General features: G+C 36.6%; 14 protein-coding genes and 1 riboswitch. Of the genes, 3 read left to right on the plus strand and 11 right to left on the minus strand.

What is annotated here, in order from left to right; genetic code table 11:
- Positions 1–29: 29 nt before the first annotated feature.
- The 3 genes from ACEN4I_RS12255 to uvsE all read right to left on the minus strand — a co-directional run bounded on the left by ACEN4I_RS12255 (position 30) and on the right by uvsE (position 3,216).
- Entirely contained in the window at positions 30–707 is a 678-nt protein-coding gene (locus ACEN4I_RS12255; RefSeq protein ID WP_407095585.1) for an ABC transporter ATP-binding protein, read from the minus strand.
- Between the two features lie 18 nt (positions 708–725).
- Positions 726–1,817, minus strand: a complete 1,092-nt coding sequence (locus ACEN4I_RS12260; protein WP_407095583.1) for an ABC transporter permease — start codon at positions 1,815–1,817, stop codon at positions 726–728.
- A gap of 142 nt (positions 1,818–1,959) precedes the next feature.
- Entirely contained in the window at positions 1,960–3,216 is a 1,257-nt protein-coding gene (uvsE, locus tag ACEN4I_RS12265; protein ID WP_407103187.1) for a UV DNA damage repair endonuclease UvsE, read from the minus strand.
- 248 nt (positions 3,217–3,464) lie between these two features.
- On the opposite strand from uvsE, the gene ACEN4I_RS12270 reads away from it, so the two are divergent.
- Positions 3,465–4,970 (plus strand): YfcC family protein, encoded by a 1,506-nt coding sequence (locus tag ACEN4I_RS12270; RefSeq protein ID WP_407095580.1) that lies wholly within the window; start codon positions 3,465–3,467, stop codon positions 4,968–4,970.
- Between the two features lie 77 nt (positions 4,971–5,047).
- Here the strand turns inward: ACEN4I_RS12270 and ACEN4I_RS12275 are convergent, their stop codons facing one another.
- The 7 genes from ACEN4I_RS12275 to ACEN4I_RS12305 form a co-directional block, all read right to left on the minus strand.
- Positions 5,048–5,755, minus strand: a complete 708-nt coding sequence (locus ACEN4I_RS12275) for a Crp/Fnr family transcriptional regulator (RefSeq protein ID WP_407095578.1) — start codon at positions 5,753–5,755, stop codon at positions 5,048–5,050.
- A gap of 168 nt (positions 5,756–5,923) precedes the next feature.
- Positions 5,924–6,868, minus strand: a complete 945-nt coding sequence (arcC, locus tag ACEN4I_RS12280) for a carbamate kinase (RefSeq protein WP_407103188.1) — start codon at positions 6,866–6,868, stop codon at positions 5,924–5,926.
- Between the two features lie 84 nt (positions 6,869–6,952).
- Positions 6,953–7,966, minus strand: a complete 1,014-nt coding sequence (gene argF, locus ACEN4I_RS12285; protein ID WP_407095576.1) for an ornithine carbamoyltransferase — start codon at positions 7,964–7,966, stop codon at positions 6,953–6,955.
- Between the two features lie 39 nt (positions 7,967–8,005).
- A complete protein-coding gene (locus tag ACEN4I_RS12290; protein WP_407095575.1) occupies positions 8,006–9,334 on the minus strand; it encodes an arginine deiminase family protein in 1,329 nt (442 codons plus the stop codon).
- Between the two features lie 379 nt (positions 9,335–9,713).
- A complete protein-coding gene (locus ACEN4I_RS12295) occupies positions 9,714–10,025 on the minus strand; it encodes a hypothetical protein (RefSeq protein WP_407095574.1) in 312 nt (103 codons plus the stop codon).
- A 70-nt stretch (positions 10,026–10,095) separates the two neighbouring features.
- On the minus strand, positions 10,096–11,568 hold the full coding sequence (gene nagE / locus ACEN4I_RS12300; RefSeq protein WP_407103189.1) for an N-acetylglucosamine-specific PTS transporter subunit IIBC: 1,473 nt from the start codon (positions 11,566–11,568) through the stop codon (positions 10,096–10,098).
- A gap of 388 nt (positions 11,569–11,956) precedes the next feature.
- Positions 11,957–15,322, minus strand: a complete 3,366-nt coding sequence (locus ACEN4I_RS12305; protein WP_407103193.1) for a LysM peptidoglycan-binding domain-containing protein — start codon at positions 15,320–15,322, stop codon at positions 11,957–11,959.
- 290 nt (positions 15,323–15,612) lie between these two features.
- Here ACEN4I_RS12305 and ACEN4I_RS12310 point away from each other — a divergent pair, with 290 nt between their 5' ends.
- Both ACEN4I_RS12310 and ACEN4I_RS12315 read left to right on the plus strand, forming a co-directional pair.
- Positions 15,613–16,290, plus strand: coding sequence for a phosphatase PAP2 family protein (locus ACEN4I_RS12310; RefSeq protein ID WP_407103190.1), 678 nt, complete (start codon positions 15,613–15,615; stop codon positions 16,288–16,290).
- Between the two features lie 11 nt (positions 16,291–16,301).
- The gene (locus tag ACEN4I_RS12315) at positions 16,302–16,865 is read left to right on the plus strand and encodes a class I SAM-dependent methyltransferase (RefSeq protein ID WP_407103191.1); all 564 of its coding nucleotides are present in this window, start codon (positions 16,302–16,304) and stop codon (positions 16,863–16,865) included.
- 42 nt (positions 16,866–16,907) lie between these two features.
- On the opposite strand, the gene metK is transcribed toward ACEN4I_RS12315, so the two are convergent.
- On the minus strand, positions 16,908–18,098 hold the full coding sequence (gene metK / locus ACEN4I_RS12320) for a methionine adenosyltransferase (protein WP_407103192.1): 1,191 nt from the start codon (positions 18,096–18,098) through the stop codon (positions 16,908–16,910).
- Positions 18,096–18,182: riboswitch (SMK box riboswitch) on the minus strand. (Overlaps the previous gene by 3 nt.)
- Positions 18,183–18,365: the final 183 nt, after the last annotated feature.

Here is an 18,365-nt window from a genome sequence, read left to right on the forward strand (position 1 = left end):
ACTATTGACTACTTTCTTGTAATGATGCCTTAATCATTCTCTCTTAACGTTAAGACCCCATCTTTCATTACATAAACCTTGTCGCATTTGTCGATCAATCGTTCATCATGTGTGACCATGATAGTCGCTTTTTGTTTGCTTTTTGTTTCTCTTGCTAAAATTTCGACTACTTCAAAAGCTCTTTCAGAATCCAAGCTGGCAGTAGGTTCATCTGCTAAAATAACAGATGGATCATGATATAATGCTCTCGCAATAGCTACACGTTGGCGTTCCCCTCCAGACAAATCACTAGGGTAACTTTTTTCCAGTCTCAATACATCTAGTTCTTCTAACAAGGCATCCGTCTGCTTTTGTTCCATTTTAGTTTTTTTCACTTTGTTCACTAATCTTAATTGATCTCGCACATTCAGAAACGGTACTAAGTTAGAAGCTTGCAAGATAAACCCGATTTCTTTAAAGCGTAAAGCAGCACGCTGTTTTTCTTCCTCTTCGCTAAATGGATCATCCTTGATCAGTACTTTTCCTTTACTTGGAGATTGCAGACCTCCGATAATCGTTAACAGAGTACTCTTACCTGATCCACTGGGACCAATAATAGCTACAAATTCTCCGGCTTCTACTGAAAAATTAGTCTCTTTTAAGGCCTCTATTTCTTTACGACCATCACCAAAACTTTTTGACACATTTTTACATTCTATTAATTTCAACTTATTTTCCTCCTTATTTTAACCAATTGCTTCTAATGGATCGATTTTAACAACTGTTCGAACAGAGAACAATGCACCTAAAACAGCTACTACGATCAATAGAAGTGTGATCCCGCCTAAGAAGAGACCATTATTTTGATAAGGAACTCTAGCTGGCAATACAAGAGATGTCCCTAAAGTCAATAGCAGACCTGTACCAACACCAACAGTGGATAAAATAAATGTTTGAGCGATAACAGATTTAGCTATATACCCAGAAGAGATTCCTTGGGCTTTCATCACACCGAATAAACTAGATTTTTGCAATGTTAAGACATAAATAAAAATCCCGATAACTACAGCAGCAATAACGATCAAAAATCCGATCATCAATCCAAAAGTTAATACTTGTGCACTATATCCTGGGATTTTATAAATATAATCGCCAATTTCATAAGGAACTAGGTCATCATTATCAATTTCTACACCTGATAGACCTTCTGAACTATCCCGAACAATTATCGCGCTGATTCTTCCTTCTTCAGAATCATCTATTCTTTCAAATCGAATTTCTTGAAAAGAAGCAATCGTAGTATATAAAACAGGCGCAACATTAAATTTAGCGTTTTCTGTAAAACCAGTAACGGTTAACTGCTTGTCACTACCTGCTAATTGCACAACATCTCCTATTTCAATACCGTCTTCTTCTTTTAAACTAATATCTGCTACGACTTCATCATTATTTGAGAACGGCTCACCTTCAATGACTTCTGGCATAATGAATTCATCCGGTTCAATACCAAAGAAAGTTACATTGATTTTTGCTGCTTCTCCAGATGTACCTTCCTTACGAATAACTCCAGCTGTTTGCCCTAATAAAGCTGTTTCGTCTCCAGAAACTTCTTCTGCTTGCCCTAAAGTGATCATAGACATATTGATGTTTGAATTAGACTCATCAGTCAGCACAATTCCATCTGCCTCCCATTTATCCACACTCGTTCGATTGTCTTGTGCTAATCCATATGCTAACCCTGTTAAAAAATATACTAAGTACGAAACCAATATCATGACTCCAATAATAAGCGCAAATCTTGTTTTTGAATATTTAATTTCTTTCCATGCTAAAAACATGTTTCCAACTCCTTTTAATGTTCAATAAAAAGTCTACTGATCGACAATCATCATATATTAAATCGTATACGATGTACATTGAAAAGCTCATAAAAAGACAACCTAAATTTATGTCCGTTTAGGTTGTCTTTTTGATTATTTATTAACCTTCAAAAAATAGAGATTGTAATAAATAGCGTTCATCATATTTTTTGGCTAACTTATTTAATTGATTTTTTATACTTTTCACAGTAGCTTTCTCTTCTTGAAAAGCTATTAATTTGCGCTCGAAAGCATTTTTTTCTTTTTCATTTACTTGTTCGTTCAAATGCCCCCATACATGTTGTACAGCATTTACTGTGTTGCCTGGTTGAGGTTCCTCTTTTAATGCTTCTGCTACTAACTGATAAAATTCTTCTACTGGATAAGCCGTTTTGTCTTTCAATAAAGTTCGAATCTGTTGATACCGTTCAGGGCTATATTCTAATATAAGATATTTGTATCTCATCCATTCTTTTTCTAAATACTTGATAGAACGGTCAAGACGAGTAGCATTGATGCATTTGACTGCCGAAATATTTTTATCCTTCACTTCTAACATAATATCGATAGTCGGATCATCTAACTGGTTATAAAAATCCAAGTATGGTTCTAGATAAATAGTTGCTGTATGCGCTCCAGTTCGTTTGTCTAGTGCTTGCTGTGAATAATGGATTTTTTGTTTACCATCTCCTGCTTTCCATGTTTTATTGACTTCTGTAATCAACTCTCGATCATTTCTCGTCTCAGAACCAGGATTTACAGAATGATGCAGGTTATCATAGACTACTGGGATCCCTATTTTTTCAGAAATCCACATTACATCTTTGAGTGTATACAAGCGATCATCATTTTCAATGATCAACCGTCTTTTTATCGCTTCATCTAAACGTTGGAAGTTTTCAATAAAACGAAGACTAGCTGCTTTCTTATCCTCATATATCCCTCCAATATGAAGAACGATCTTGTGTTCATTGTTTACACTGAGACACTCCAGTACTTTGGCGTGATACTTTAGATCATCCACGGCTCTAGCAACTGTTTCTTCATTTGGAGAATTTAAAACTGTATATTGACCTGGATGAAAAGATACACGCATATCGCTTTCAGCTATTTTATGGCCAATACGCTCGAAATCTTCTCTAAAAATATCCCACCATGGCAAACTATTGACTGGACTGGATCCAAAAGGAATCAAGTCAGAACTAATACGGTATAACTTGATGTCATTTTCAATATTGTAATCAATCATTTTTTCTAACGCTAACAAATTGTGCAGCGTAATCTCATTTAATTTTTCCTCCGTGGCATTTTTCTTGATCACCCTTCGGAGATTAGTGTCCGGCACTCCTACAACTAAACAGGCATATCCAATACTCATTTTATCTATCCTCTCAGTATTTCTATAGTATTCCTACTTATTTTCGCACACAACCTTATCATCCGTACAGAAAAGTTGCTTACTGTGCCTTGAATAAAACAATTTACTCTCTCTTTTCTTTATCCTATAAAGGTTTCTTATAGAATGTGAAGTGCTCTACACTTTGTTTGTCTGTATCATTTTGAAAGCGAACTACACGAATGGTAAAATAAAGTTAGAGATTTAATAGATTATCAGGAGGTAATATCATGGAAACTAGTCAGAAGAAAAAAAGATTTTCAATGCCCTCATCTTATACCGTGTTGTTTCTTATTATTCTTGCCATTGCCATACTCACATGGTTTGTGCCTGCCGGAGAATATCAAGTAGATGAGGCCGGAAATATCGTTTCAGGAAGTTACCAATTAACAGAGCAGCATCCGCAAGGCTTATGGGATGTTTTCATGGCACCGGTCAAAGGTATGATTGGTACGGAAACCACGCCTGGCGCAATTGAAGTGTCATTATTTATTTTAGTCGTCGGCGGATTTTTAGGCGTTATCAATCGTACAAAGGCTTTAGATACCGGGATCGCTCAAGTTGTCAAGAACTATAAAGGAAAAGAAAAAATGCTGATTCCTATCTTGATGTTTATTTTCGCTTTAGGCGGTACAACCTTTGGAATGGCAGAAGAAACATTGGCTTTCTATCCTCTGATCATTCCGGTGATGGTGGCTGTCGGATTTGATACCCTAGTCGCTGTTTCTGTAGTATTGTTAGGATCCGGTGTTGGAGTATTGGCTTCCACAGTTAACCCATTTGCAACAGGGGTAGCTTCTCAAGCTCTAGGGCTAGGTATGGGAGAAGGAATTATTTGGCGTCTAGTGTTCTTTATTGCTATGTATGCAATCGCTACGTTATTTATTTATCGTTACGCTGTCAAAGTACAAAAAGACCCTTCTCATTCGTTAGTCTATAAAGACTATAACGAAAATCAAAAAAAATTCGCTGTAACGGATATAAAAGAAGAAATGACGACAAAACAAAAAGTTGTCATGATTCTTTTTGGACTGACCTTTTTAATTATGGTTGTAGGATTAATTCCTTGGTCTACATTAAACGAGAATTGGACATTCTTTGAAACAATGAACGAATGGTTGATGGGACTTCCCATAGTAGGTACAGTTCTTGGACAACAACTAGTCGCATTAGGAGACTGGTACTTCATGGAAATCACCATGCTCTTCTTCTTAATGGCTGTAATCATTGGAATTTACTACCGTATTCCTGAAGGAGAAATCGTCTCTACTTTCATGGAAGGAGCCAAAGATTTGTTAGGAGTTGCTTTAGTCGTTGCTGTAGCTCGTGGAATTCAAGTTGTCATGAATGAAGGAATGATCACAGCAACTATTTTGCATCTGGGAGAAGAAAACCTATCTAACCTGTCTCCTGTTTTGTTCTCTATTCTAACGTATATTTTCTATATCCCAATGTCATTCCTCATCCCTTCTACCTCTGGTCTGGCAGCCGCAACAATGGGTATCATGGGGCCGCTTGGATCATTCGCCGATGTACCGGAACATGTAGTTATCACAGCTTATCAAGCAGCCAGCGGTATCATCAATCTGATTACACCTACTTCTGGAGTTGTGATGGGAGCTTTAGCTATTGCAGGCATTGAATTATCTACTTGGTGGAAGTTTACAGCCAAATTAATTGGTGTCATCTTTATTGTAAGTTGCATTATTCTAGGTATCGCTGCGGTCCTAGGATAATTGTTGCATTAAGAAAAAAAGCAGGAGTCGGCTATTGTTACCGACTCCTGCTTTTTTTAATGCAATCCTTAATCAAGTCAATCCTCAGAATATTCTTTGAAATAATCGGTGTCTTTAAAAGTGAGTATCTTATGATTGTGTTCTAATTTACTCATTTCCTTTAACTGTTTAATTTTATTTCCAACTGTTTCTCTTGAACAACCACTAATTGTAGCAATCTCACAGACAGTAATAGGATAAGAAACTATAACTTCTTCCTTTGAACCCGGTTCACCTAGTTCGTTCATCAAATAGGCTAACGCTTTTACAATTCGGCTGCTAGCACTCGTTCCCACGAAATATTGAATCCGTTCTTCATGGTCGATTAAAATATCAGTTAACCGTTTATAGAAATACAAAAGCTGTTTTGCATTGCCAGAAAGAACTTCTTCGAGAATATTTGCTGGAATAGAATACAACTCAATTTCCGTTAATGCATAAGCTGTATAACGATAGACATCATCAGCAAATATTTCTCCGTAAGGAAATAATCTGTCTTCTTTTACATAATCCGTATACATATAAAAAGCGCTCTCGTCATATCTTTCTAACTTAACTAAACCTCCTATTAGATAGAAAAATTTATCTTTTCTATCTCCTTCCTCAAATAAAATTTGTCCTTTTTTATATTTTCGGAATCGCATCACTTCTTGAAGTTTCTTAAATTCTTCATCGGTAAAGGTCGAAAAGACTTTATTAACTCTTAATGCATCGCTTTTATACAACTGTTCTTGGGTAGTTAACACACTTATCCCCCATTTCATAAATCTAGTTACATACAATATATAGGCGGGCACAAAATAACTTCTTCACAATACAAGTATAGCATAGAAGCACAAGGTAAACCAGAAAGCGTTTACTTTGTGCTTCACTATTTGAATTTTCTTATTTTAGTTTTAAAACTGGTTACTAAGTTAGTTTGCAGTGATTATGGTTCCACCTTGTTCTGTCAATACCCCACTAATATTTTCTAAAGAAGTGATGATTGCCTTACCTTCTGGATATTGATCAACAAATTGAATAGCTGCTTGAACTTTTGGGAGCATACTGCCTGTTGCAAATTGATTCTCTTTCATGTATTGCTTCATTTCATTAATCGAAACTTCTTCCAGTTTCTTTTGGTCAGGTTGATTGAAATTAATGTAAACATTGTCTACTCCGGTTAAGATGACTAGCAGATCAGCTTGGACTAATTCAGCCAGTTTTTGAGAAGCAAAATCTTTATCAATAACAGCTTCAACACCTTCAACGCTGTTTCCTCGCTGGATAACAGGTATACCGCCGCCACCTACTGTAATAGTAACAACACCTGATTTTACCAATTGATCGATCACTTTATGTTCTTTGATACTGATTGGCGTTGGTGAGGGAACAACTTTACGCCAACCGCGGCCAGCATCTTCTTTGAACACAGCCCCAGATTTTTGCATCTCTTTTTCGGCTTCTTGTTGAGACATAAATGGCCCAATTGGTTTACTTGGATTTTCAAAAGCCCGATCATTTTCGTCTACTACAACTTGGGTCACTACAGAGATGACTTCTTTATCCAAATGATGTTCAGATAACACTTGATTCATGGCATTTTGCAGCCAATAGCCAATACTTCCTTGGGTCATCGCTACACAAGTATCTAACGGCATTGCAGGATTCTTTTCACTATTCGCAGCTTCTTGTTGCAGTAAGAGATTTCCTACTTGTGGACCGTTACCATGTGAAATGATGATATCATCCCCATTTTCAATGAACTGCACTAAATACTCGGCTGTATTTTTCAACGCTTCCTGTTGTGCTTTAGCACTAGCGTCTTCGGATAGAATGGCATTTCCGCCTAGGGCAATGACTATTTTTCTTTTTTGCATATCGATTTCTCCTTCTTTATTAAGTATAATTCCATTAAAAAAGGAAGCTATGATCCATTCACAGCCTCCTTCATCGTTCCAGTGTTAAACTTTTGGAATGAATAAATTTCCTAATGTTACAGCCATAATGGCTTTGATGGAGTGCATGCGGTTTTCAGCTTGATCAAATTGACGCGCGTACTTGCTGCGGAAAGCTTCGTCCGTTACTTCCATTTCACCAATCCCAAAGTTCTCTTTGACCATCTGACCATAATCTGTTTCTGTATCATGGAAAGCTGGTAAACAGTGCAACAGAATGACATCTTCTTTTCCAGTAGCTTGAATCATGTCCATATTGATTTGGTAAGGTTTCAATAAATTGACACGCTCTTCAAATTTATCCTCTTCTCCCATAGAAACCCATACATCCGCATACAATGCATCAGCATCTTTTACCCCTTTTTCAACATCATCCGTAATCATTAACTGACTTCCAGATTTTTCTGCAAATTTTTGAGCCATGTCCACTATTTTTTGATCCGGGAATAGGCTTTCTGGAGAAACGATACGGACATTAGTCCCTAAAATAGCTCCTGTAACCAACAAACTGTTGGCTACATTATTTCGTCCATCTCCAACATACACCAATGTAATGCCTTCTACAGTTCCAAAATTTTCTTTAACGGTTAAATAATCGGCAATCATTTGTGTTGGGTGCCATTCGTCAGTCAGCCCATTCCATACTGGAACACCAGAATATTTAGCCAGTTTTTCTACATTTGATTGCTTGAAGCCGCGAAACTCGATTCCATCGAACATACTTCCTAATACACGAGCTGTATCTTCTACTGATTCTTTTTTTCCTAGTTGAATATCGTCTTTTCCAAGGTATTCCGGTTTAGCTCCTAAATCAACAGAAGCTACAGTAAAAGCAGCACGAGTACGTGTGGATGATTTTTCAAATAACAACGCAATATTTTTTCCTTCCAGATAACGATGCGGAATACCTTTTTTCTTCATTTCTTTCAGGTGCTGTGAAAAATCAATAAGATACATCAGTTCTGCTTTCGTAAAGTCTTTCTCTGCTAATAAACTACGTCCTTGAAAAACATTTTCCATCTTTCTTTCCTCCATTACTGAATAATTTAGGTTAATACATTATAAATCTTCACGAACAAGGGGCATACTCATGCAACGCGGACCTCCACGCCCTCTGGATAATTCACTTGAAGCAATTTCAATGACTTTAACACCGTGCTCACGCATCAAATCATTTGAAACATAATTTCTATCGTAAGTGACCACAACCCCTGGTGCAATTGCCAGTGTATTAGAACCATCATTCCACTGTTCGCGAGGTGCCGCAATTGCATCTCCACCACCGCATGGAATCAAGGTCAGTTCTTTAACTCCCAAAGCTTCTTTCAACACTTCTTTTAAATCAGTTTTGTGCGTAATATTTACTTTCCCCAGCTCATCACCTTTTTCAAGAATGTAAATGTCGATTGACCCACCAATTCGTTGAATACCTGGATGAATAGTAAATTTATTGTAATCCACCATTGTAAAAACAGTATCCAAGTGCATCATGGCTCTAACATTTGGTATTTTTATGGCTAACACCTTTTCAAATGGTGCACCACGGTCAAACAATTCAATTGCCAACTCTTCTATAGCTTGCGCAGAAGTTCGTTGTGAAATACCAATGGCTAATACTTTGTCATTTAATACCAGTTCGTCTCCGCCTTCGATATAAGAAGTATGATTCCTATTTCGCCATACTTCAATACCTTTTTCAGCAAAACGGGGGTGGTGTTTGATAATAACTTCCATAAATAACGATTCCCGTTGTCTTGCTTCAAACATCATACGATTAATCGTTAAACCATTTCCCATCGCAGCCGCTGGGTCTCGAGTAAAATAAAGGTTAGGCATAGGATCCATATAAAACGGATAATCGTCATCATTGGAGACATCGATTAAATGATCGGTTTCATCACGGGTGAAATACGAATCTCCTGAGCCTTTTGGTTCCACAGGATCTCCGCCTTCTTCAGCAACATCACTTAAGTGTTCTTTAGGAATGTCTACATCTATTTTTCGAACACCTTCCATCATTGTTTGGATCATTTCTAATGTCTCCATACTCAATAAATAACTCTTTAAGGTCTTATATACACTAGGAGATTGAATAGCTGATTCCTCCAGCATTTTCTCAACAAAAGATTCTTTCACGTTGCCAGCATCAATAGCTTCAGCGGACAGGTTTTCAAGATATAAGACTTCGACTCCGTTATCTTCTAGCGCTTTAGCAAAAGCATCGTGCTCTTTTTGTATAATACGCAAATGCGGAATATCATCAAATAGTAACCGTTCCATAATTTCTGGAGTTAGGTTCTCAACTTCTTTTCCTGGTCTTTTTAACATAACTGTTTTAAGCTTACCAATTTCTGAATTGACATGAATTGGCATAGTTGTTTCTGACATAATCATATCCTCCTCTTTTCTTATCTACAAATGCATCATAGCGCTTTCAGATATAATTAACAAAGAAAAACACACATTTAAAATGTCGATTTGGTCACACAATTATACCGCCTTTTATAAATATTCATGTCAAGCATATTCAACTAGTTTCAAAGCCATAGATTGTATACTATAATGTATTTATACACTAAATATTAAAGATGAGAATTTGCTAAAAAATTCATGAAACAAATCAACATAATGAAAAAGATAGACCTTTTAATGAGGATAAATTTTCTATCAATTAGTATTTTTTCCTCGAGGCAAAACAAAAAAGACCTTCAATTCTTCTGTTCAGAATGAAAGTCTTTCTAATTTTTTTATTACTACCTTATTTTATTTAAAGCACACCAGTAGACAGCAATCCTAGAAATTGGTTTAAACGGTAAAATTTCGCTTTTCTTTGTATCTCTGGAGTAAGTGGTATGAGTTCAAAAGTAAACCTCGTACCTAAATTATTTTCTTGTTGAAGTTCTCCTTCTCTATTAAAGTTTAGATTTTTTTCTACAAGAATTTTTTCGACTGTGATGTCTATAATAGTGGCTTTAGTATAATTGACTGTTGCAGTAATGCCTTCTATCACTTCCCTTATCCCCACTTCTTCACCAACCGTCAACTGTTCTAACCACTCATTTCGGTTCTCTATATCCATGATCCCAGCTCCTTTATTTTTCAAAAAAGCCAGTCTCTAAATAAATAGGAGACTGGTTTTTTTATCACAATTAATTGTTTTTTAATTTAGACATTTCATCTGCAACAAATTGAACTTCCGTTCCTACAATTACTTGAATATTACGCTCACTTACTTTATTGATACCAGCGACACCGGCAGATTTAATTTTAGCATCGTTAACTTTAGACATGTCATTTACTTCTAAACGTAAACGAGTTGCACAGTTGTCAATAGAAGCTATGTTTTCTTCTCCACCTAGACCAGCAAGAATAATTTCAGCTTTCCTTCTAAATTCAGCATCTTTAGCACTTGATTTGCTTCCTTTTGTTTTAGGTTCCTCAGCAAATGCTGCAGAATCTAAAACTTCATCTCCACGTCCTGGAGTTGCTAAATCAAATTTAACGATGATAAAGCGGAATAAGAAATAGTAAATAGCCGCAAATACTACCCCTTGAACGAGTAACATATAAGGTTGGTTCGCTAATGGCAAGTTGAAAGATAAGATATAATCCACTAACCCGGCTGAGAATCCAAAACCGGCTGTCCATTGGAAAGAAGCAGCAATGAACAATGAAATACCTGTTAGAACAGCATGTGTAACGTATAAAGCAGGAGCTACGAACATAAACGCAAACTCTAACGGTTCAGTTACACCTGTAAAGAATGAAGCGAAACCAGCAGCCATCATCAATGAAGCTGTAGTTTTCTTCTTATCTGTTTTTGCAGTGTGGTACATTGCTAAAGCTCCAGCAGGAAGTCCAAACATCATTACAGGGAAGTAACCAGCTTGATACATACCAGTGACCCCTTTTACTCCTGTTCCAGCCCAGAAGTTTCCAATATCATTGATACCAGCAACATCAAACCAGAATACAGAGTTCAATGCATGATGCAATCCAGTGGGTATTAATAAACGGTTAAAGAGTCCGTAAAGACCTGCTCCAACAGCACCTAGTTCACTGATAGAAGTTCCAAATGTTACTAAGCCATTATAAACTGGTGGCCATACAAATAATAACACCATCGCTACAACCATCATTACAAAGGAAGTCACAATCGGTACTAAGCGTTTTCCACTAAAGAAAGCTAACGCTTGAGGCAATTTGACATTGTGGAATCGATTGTACAATGCGCCTGCGATTAAACCACATAAGATTCCAATAAATTGTGTTTTGATGCTGCCAAATGCAGGATCTACTTCATCGACAGGAATACTTTGTAACATAGCCACCGTATCAGGTGCTAATAAAGTAGTGATAATCTGCCAAGCTACTAATCCACTCAAAGCAGCTGCCCCATCTTTGTCTTTAGACATTCCCAAGGCAACACCAACAGCAAATAGAATTCCCATGTTATCAATAAGTGCTCCACCTGATTTAATCAGGAACGCAGCAATAACACTGTCTCCACCCCAACCTGATGGATCTATATAATAACCAATACCCATTAAAATAGCAGCTGCAGGCAATACAGCAACAGGCAGCATCAATGATCTACCTAACCTCTGAAAATATGCTTTCATTTTTTTCCCTCCAATATTTCTTATGTTAAAGCTATGTGAAATAAATACTATCTTTTAAATGAAGCGACCTCTCCTCATTTGAATCCATAATAAAAGTAAAATAATGACAAAAATTGCGGTTGCTTTTTGATTCAAAAAATAGCAATTATCTTGCTTGAATCATACCAATCAGGATATCTCTTGTCAATTCAATATTGATTCTCAAACTTATTAAAATCACCGCTACTGTCGGGGTATGGTTCTTAAACCGCTTACTAAAACGCACTTCACATTTGCAATGTATTTCATGTATACACTATACCAATTATTTAAGAACAGACAGCAAAAAAAGTAACCTGAAGCAGAGTTTTTCTACTTTCAGATTACTTTTTTATACGTTTAGTCTGTTTTATTTGATATTCAGTTGTTGTCCTACAAAAATCAAATCTGAAGTTAAATTGTTCCAATCTTTCAATTGAGCTATAGATACGTCAAAAGATAAAGCTAATCCAGATAAAGTGTCTCCACTAGCAATAGTATATTTCTTGTTCGCTGTGCTAGTAGACGCATTTGTTGGAGTAGATGTACCGCCAACTTTAACGGCTAGTTTTTGTCCGACATAAATCGTATCTGAGTTCAAACTATTCCAAGATTTTAAATTTGCAATAGAAACACTGTATTTATTACTGATACCTGTTAATGTATCTCCACTCTTAACGGTGTAAACAGCATCCAGATTCGTTACGGTCGAATCTTTTTTAGGTGTTGATGCTGACGTATTTGTAGAAGTTGTAGAATTCACAGTTAATTTTTGTCCGACATAGATGGCGTCGGATTTCAAATTGTTCAACGATTTCAAGTTCGCTACTGTTGTGTTGTACTTGCGTGCAATTCCAGACAGTGTATCACCCGATTGAATCGTATATTGACCAGTACTTGTCCCAGTGTTAGAAGTGTTGCCAGTTGCTGGTTTACTTTCTTCTTTAATTGAACCATTAACGGTTAATTTTTGTCCAACGTAGATGGCGTCGGATTTCAAATTGTTCAACGATTTCAAGTTCGCTACTGATGTATTGTACTTGCGTGCAATTCCAGACAGTGTATCACCTGATTGAATCGTGTATTGACCAGTACTTGTCCCAGTGTTAGAAGTGTTGCCAGTTGCTGGTTTACTTTCTTCTTTAATTGAACCATTAACGGTTAATTTTTGTCCAACGTAGATGGCGTCGGATTTCAAACTGTTCAACGATTTTAGGTTCGCTACTGTTGTATTATATTTGCGTGCAAGACTAGAAAGTGTGTCTCCTGATTGGATCGTGTATTGACCAGTACTTGTACCAGTATTCGAAGTATTGCCAGTTGATGGCTTGCTTTCGTCTTTAACCGAACCATTAACGGTTAATTTTTGTCCAACATAGATAGCGTCAGTTTTCAAACCGTTCAACGATTTCAAGTTCGCTACTGATGTATTGTACTTGCGTGCAATACCAGATAATGTGTCACCTGATTGAATCGTGTATTGACCAGTACTTGTCCCGGTCGAAGGTTTACTTTCTTCTTTAACCGATCCATTGACGGTTAATTTTTGTCCGATATAGATAGTATCAGATTTCAAACCATTCAACGATTTTAGGTTCGCTACTGTTGTATTGTACTTACGTGCAAGACTAGAAAGTGTGTCTCCTGATTGGATCGTGTATTGACCAGTACTGGTACCAGTACTTGTACCAGTATTCGAAGTATTGCCAGTTGATGGCTTGCTTTCGTCTTTAACCGAACCATTAACGGTTAATTTTTGTCCAACATAGATAGTATCAGATTTCAAACTGTTCAACGATTTTAGGTTCGCTACTGTTGTATTATATTTGCGTGCAATTCCAGATAACGTATCCCCTGATTGAATCGTATAGTTTGAAGCATTCGATTCAGTATTCCCAGGGCTAGAAGTATTATTGCCAGTTGATGGCTTACTTTCTTCTTGTGCTGACCCATTAACAGTTAATTGTTGACCAACATAAATTGTATCAGATTTCAAATTGTTCAATGATTTCAAGTTCGCTACTGTTGTATTGTATCTTTTAGCGATTTTTGTTAGCGTGTCTCCTGGTTGAATCGTATACTGACTAGTAGTACCTGTTTCAGTATTAGTATTTTCAGAAGGACTTGGCGTTACTGGTGTAGAAGGAGTGTTTCCTGTGTTACCAGTATTTCCATTTGAATCAGATGACTTTACATCGAAACGAGTTAAATCATATGCATTAATTAAATTATTCAGTTTTGCTGCATACGTCGGATCCGTAGCATAGCGTCCTTCTAACCAAGCTGTAGCTTCATACACATTAGACGAGTTGCTTACCCACGCTCCTGCATAGAACTGAGAATCCCAAGAAGTTCCTCTTTTCAGTAAATTAGCATTATCTTGGAAAGATTCAGCATAAGAAGGATATTTTTTAAAGTTTTGTGGAATATTAACCCAACCACCAGCTGCTGAATATTCTTTTGTATGCATGGTAACTGATTCACCATTGTAAGAACCTTTAATCCCAAATAAATTGTTGTTCGGTTCTTTAGAAAGACTACTTGAACCCCAGCCACTTTCTAGACCAGATTGAGCTATCATTACAGACGCATACAAGTTATTTTTAGCAGCTACTTCACTCGCAAATGAACCGACCGTTGCAATAAATTGTTCTGGTGATTGTGCTTTATTGATATTTCCAAGTTGCGCTTTTTTAGGAGCTTGTTGGTTGACATAAATTTGTTGACCAACTTTAATGACATTTTTATTCGTAATGTTGTTCCAACCCATTAAATCGTTTACTGAAACACCATATTTAGATGCGATTTTATTTAGCGTATCGCCACTTTTAACTACGTGAACAGCCTTTTCAGCTGTTTTAGTTTCTGGCGCAACAGTTGCTGACATAGTAGCCATCATAGTTCTGGCTTTAGGAGCTTCTGCTTGAACTTTTGGTTCTGTTTGAACTACTTGTTCTGCCTCTTGCTTCACAGGAGTTTCTTCTGAAACTGCTTGTTCATCTGTTACTAGTTCTTCGATTTCAGTAGTTGCTTCTGTTTCAATTTGTTCTTCTTCAATCACTTTTTCTGCTGTTTCTTCTGTAAGTTCAGCTTCTGGTATTACTACTTCATTTTCTGTAACCTCTACAGCTGCTTCTGTTTCTTCTACAACAGCTGGTATTTCTGTTGGCGTCTCTGGGGTCACTTCTTCTACAGCTACTTCTGTGTCAGGTTCAACAGCAATTTCTGTACCTTCCTCATCAACTTTATCTTCAGAATCTTCGATAGTTCCCTGTTCTTCATCGCTTGATCGATTGGCATCAGCAGACAAATAAGCATTGTCAACTAATTGATCAACATCTTCTAGAGATAAACTTTCGAAAGTGATAGAGTCAAAAACTTCTTGAGAAACTAATTTTTTAAATTCTGTTATTTTTTGTTCTTTTTCCATTTGTTTTTCTTCCGATAATTGATTATCATGACTGACTTCTGATTCACTATCTGTCTCAGATTCAACAGCTACTGAATCACCTTCAGTAACCTCAATATCATTTTCAGCTTCATTTGATACCGGTGTATTGTTATCTAATTCAGCTGCTTCAACAGTTTCAGTATATGTAGGAAATGCTAGTAAACCTACCATTAAAGACGTACTAAACAATGCAGTTCCTCTTTTGAGATTTGCATTGGAACATTTCATTTTTTGCATTGTTCTCTCTTTTTCCAACAATGAGATTCTCTCTTTTCTAGTTATCACCAAAGTGTAGGTCCCTCCTAATAAATAAACGAATAAGTGCATATTTTCTATAGTTAAACTAATTATAACGATAAAAATTTATAAGTAAAACACTTATAAATCAAGTTGCAGCAAATTTAACATTTGTCACATGAATGTAATCAATTTACTACGTTCTGATATCTTGTTATTATTGGCATTTCACCTGTTACACCCATTAGAAAATGAGAACTTTTAGTGAACTGATTTCTCCATTTTGTGATAAACTATATAATTGCAGAGTATTAGTTAAAATAGAGAGTAGGAAATTTATGAAAACCGACAAAGGTTCTTCTTTTATAAACCGTTTTTCTTGGTATCATTGGAGTCTAATTTTATTAATCCCTTTTATCGTGATCGTCTTATTTGCGTTTACTAGTGATGAAGTAATCACTGCTATTGACCATTGGATTGGCACACCTGTCTTATCTCTTAGAAATCCGAGTTTGACAACTTTTTTTATTATACTAACCGATTTTGGTGATGTTTATTATATTGCTATTAGTTTAATACTAGTGAGTACATTGTTAATTTGGAAGTATAAAGACTATCAAGCTGCGCTGTGGCTAATAGCCCAAACTATCGTAGGCGCAGTCCTATTAAATCAAGGTTTAAAATTGATATTCCACCGTTCTCGGCCACTAGTAGAACACTTAGTAGAGCAAGGCGGTTATTCCTTCCCTAGTGGTCATTCTATGGGATCAATAATTTGTTATGGCGGTATACTCTTTCTTTTATCAAAAAGAATAACCAATAAAACATACCGTAACGGCCTATTTATCATCGGCGCTCTATTGATCTTTGGTGTTGGTCTCAGTCGTATTTATATTGGAGTGCATTTTTCTACAGATGTTATAGGGGGTTTTTCAGTCGGAGCAGCCTGGCTTGCCTTCGCGATTGGTGCTTATCCTAAATGGAGAAATATCTTTAGCAAAAAAAATACATTATAGGAGTGAATGTTTTGATTGAAAATGCTTTGCGATTCAGTCACACTTTATTAAAAAATACCATCAGTCCAGGAGACATTGTTGTAGACGCCACTGTCGGAAATGGAGATGATACAGTTTTACTAGCCAAATTAGTCGGCCCTCATGGTAAAGTTTACGGTTTCGATATACAAGATAAAGCCATTCAAAAAACAAAAGAAAAATTACTCTACACCAGTTTGCTTCCGCAAGTGGAATTGTATCATCAAGGACATGAAACAGTCGGCGACGTTTTAGAAGCAAATACACCTTTAGCTGGAGCTATTTTTAATCTTGGGTATTTGCCAAAAAGCGATAAATCGATTATTACTAAAAGCACTACTACATTGAAAGCCATCGTAACTTTGCTTCCGCTGTTAAGAAAAGGAGCACTATTGATTGTAGTCGTTTATTATGGTCACAATGGCGGTACTGAAGAAAAGGAAGCTGTTCTAGACTTTGCTTCTCATTTACCACAAAAAGAGTACTCTGTATTACAATACGGTTTTATCAACCAACAAAACTCTCCACCCTTTTTACTAGCTATCGAAAAACGCTAAAAAATCGTTAGGACAAAATAATCACTGTCCTAACGATTTTTTTTATTTATCTAATAATGCTTTTAGTACTTCAACTTTATCTGTTTTTTCCCAAGGCAAATCAATATCTGTTCTACCAAAGTGTCCATAAGCTGCAGTTTGCTTGTAGATAGGTCTTTGTAGATCAAGCATTTGAATAATTCCCGCAGGTCTCAAGTCAAAATTAGCACGGACAGCTTCAATCAAAGCTGATTCAGAAACTTCGCCTGTATCAAAGGTATCTACTGAGATAGATACTGGTTGTGCTACTCCAATGGCGTAAGCTAGTTGGACTTCGCATTTATCAGCTAAACCAGCGGCTACAATATTTTTTGCAATGTAACGTGCGGCATAGCTTGCTGAACGGTCAACTTTTGTTGGGTCTTTACCTGAGAATGCTCCGCCGCCATGACGTGCATATCCACCATAAGTATCCACAATAATTTTACGACCTGTTAATCCAGCGTCTCCTTGAGGACCACCAATAACAAAACGACCAGTAGGATTAATAAAATATTTTGTCTCTTCATCTAATAAGTCTTCTGGTATTTCATGTTTGATTACTAAATCAATCATATCTTGTTTCAATTGTTCGTAAACTACTTCTGGAGCATGTTGAGTACTGATAACAACTGTATCTACCCGAACTGGGTTTCCAGCTTCATCATACTCTACTGTTACTTGAGCTTTAGCATCTGGTCTCAGATAGATCACTTCTTTGTTTTTACGCAAAGCAGCAATTCTTCTTGTTAAACGATGGCTCAATGAAATAGGCAATGGCATCAGTTCAGGCGTTTCGTTTGTAGCAAAACCAAACATCAACCCTTGATCTCCAGCACCAATTTGATTCAGTTGATCATCATCCAGTTCTCTAAACTCGACTGAATCATTAACTCCTTGAGCAATATCACCTGATTGTTCATCAATTGCTACAAGAACGCCACATGTTTCAGCATCAAAACCATACTTAGCTCTTGTATACCCTATGTCTCGTACGGTATCACGTACAATTTTTTGAATATCAACATACGCAGATGTTGATATCTCTCCTGCTACTAAAACCAATCCTGTAGTAACAATCGTCTCGCAAGCTACACGAGCTGTTGAATCTTTTTCTAAAATGGCATCAAGAATTGCATCACTAATTTGATCAGCAATTTTATCCGGGTGTCCTTCTGATACGGACTCGGATGTGAATAATTTTCTTTCTGACATTAGATATCCCCCTTTGTTTTTTCGGTTACAAGGCTTCTCCACTACTAAAAGTGAATCCTATCGGGAATCCTTTTGCAAACCTTATACAGTTTATCACAATTTCTCTGAAAATGATACGCCTTATAAAAACTGAAATCTTTTTTATCGTTCGAACGTGATAATGTCCTAAGTAGGTCGAAGCATAAAATGTCCCAAAATGATAAAATAAAATCATGAAAAGGATAATACTAACGATGAATGAAGATAAGAAATATAAAGTAATAAAAG

This window comes from Desemzia sp. FAM 23990, from assembly GCF_045528485.1.
In the GTDB taxonomy this organism is placed as follows: domain Bacteria; phylum Bacillota; class Bacilli; order Lactobacillales; family Carnobacteriaceae; genus Desemzia.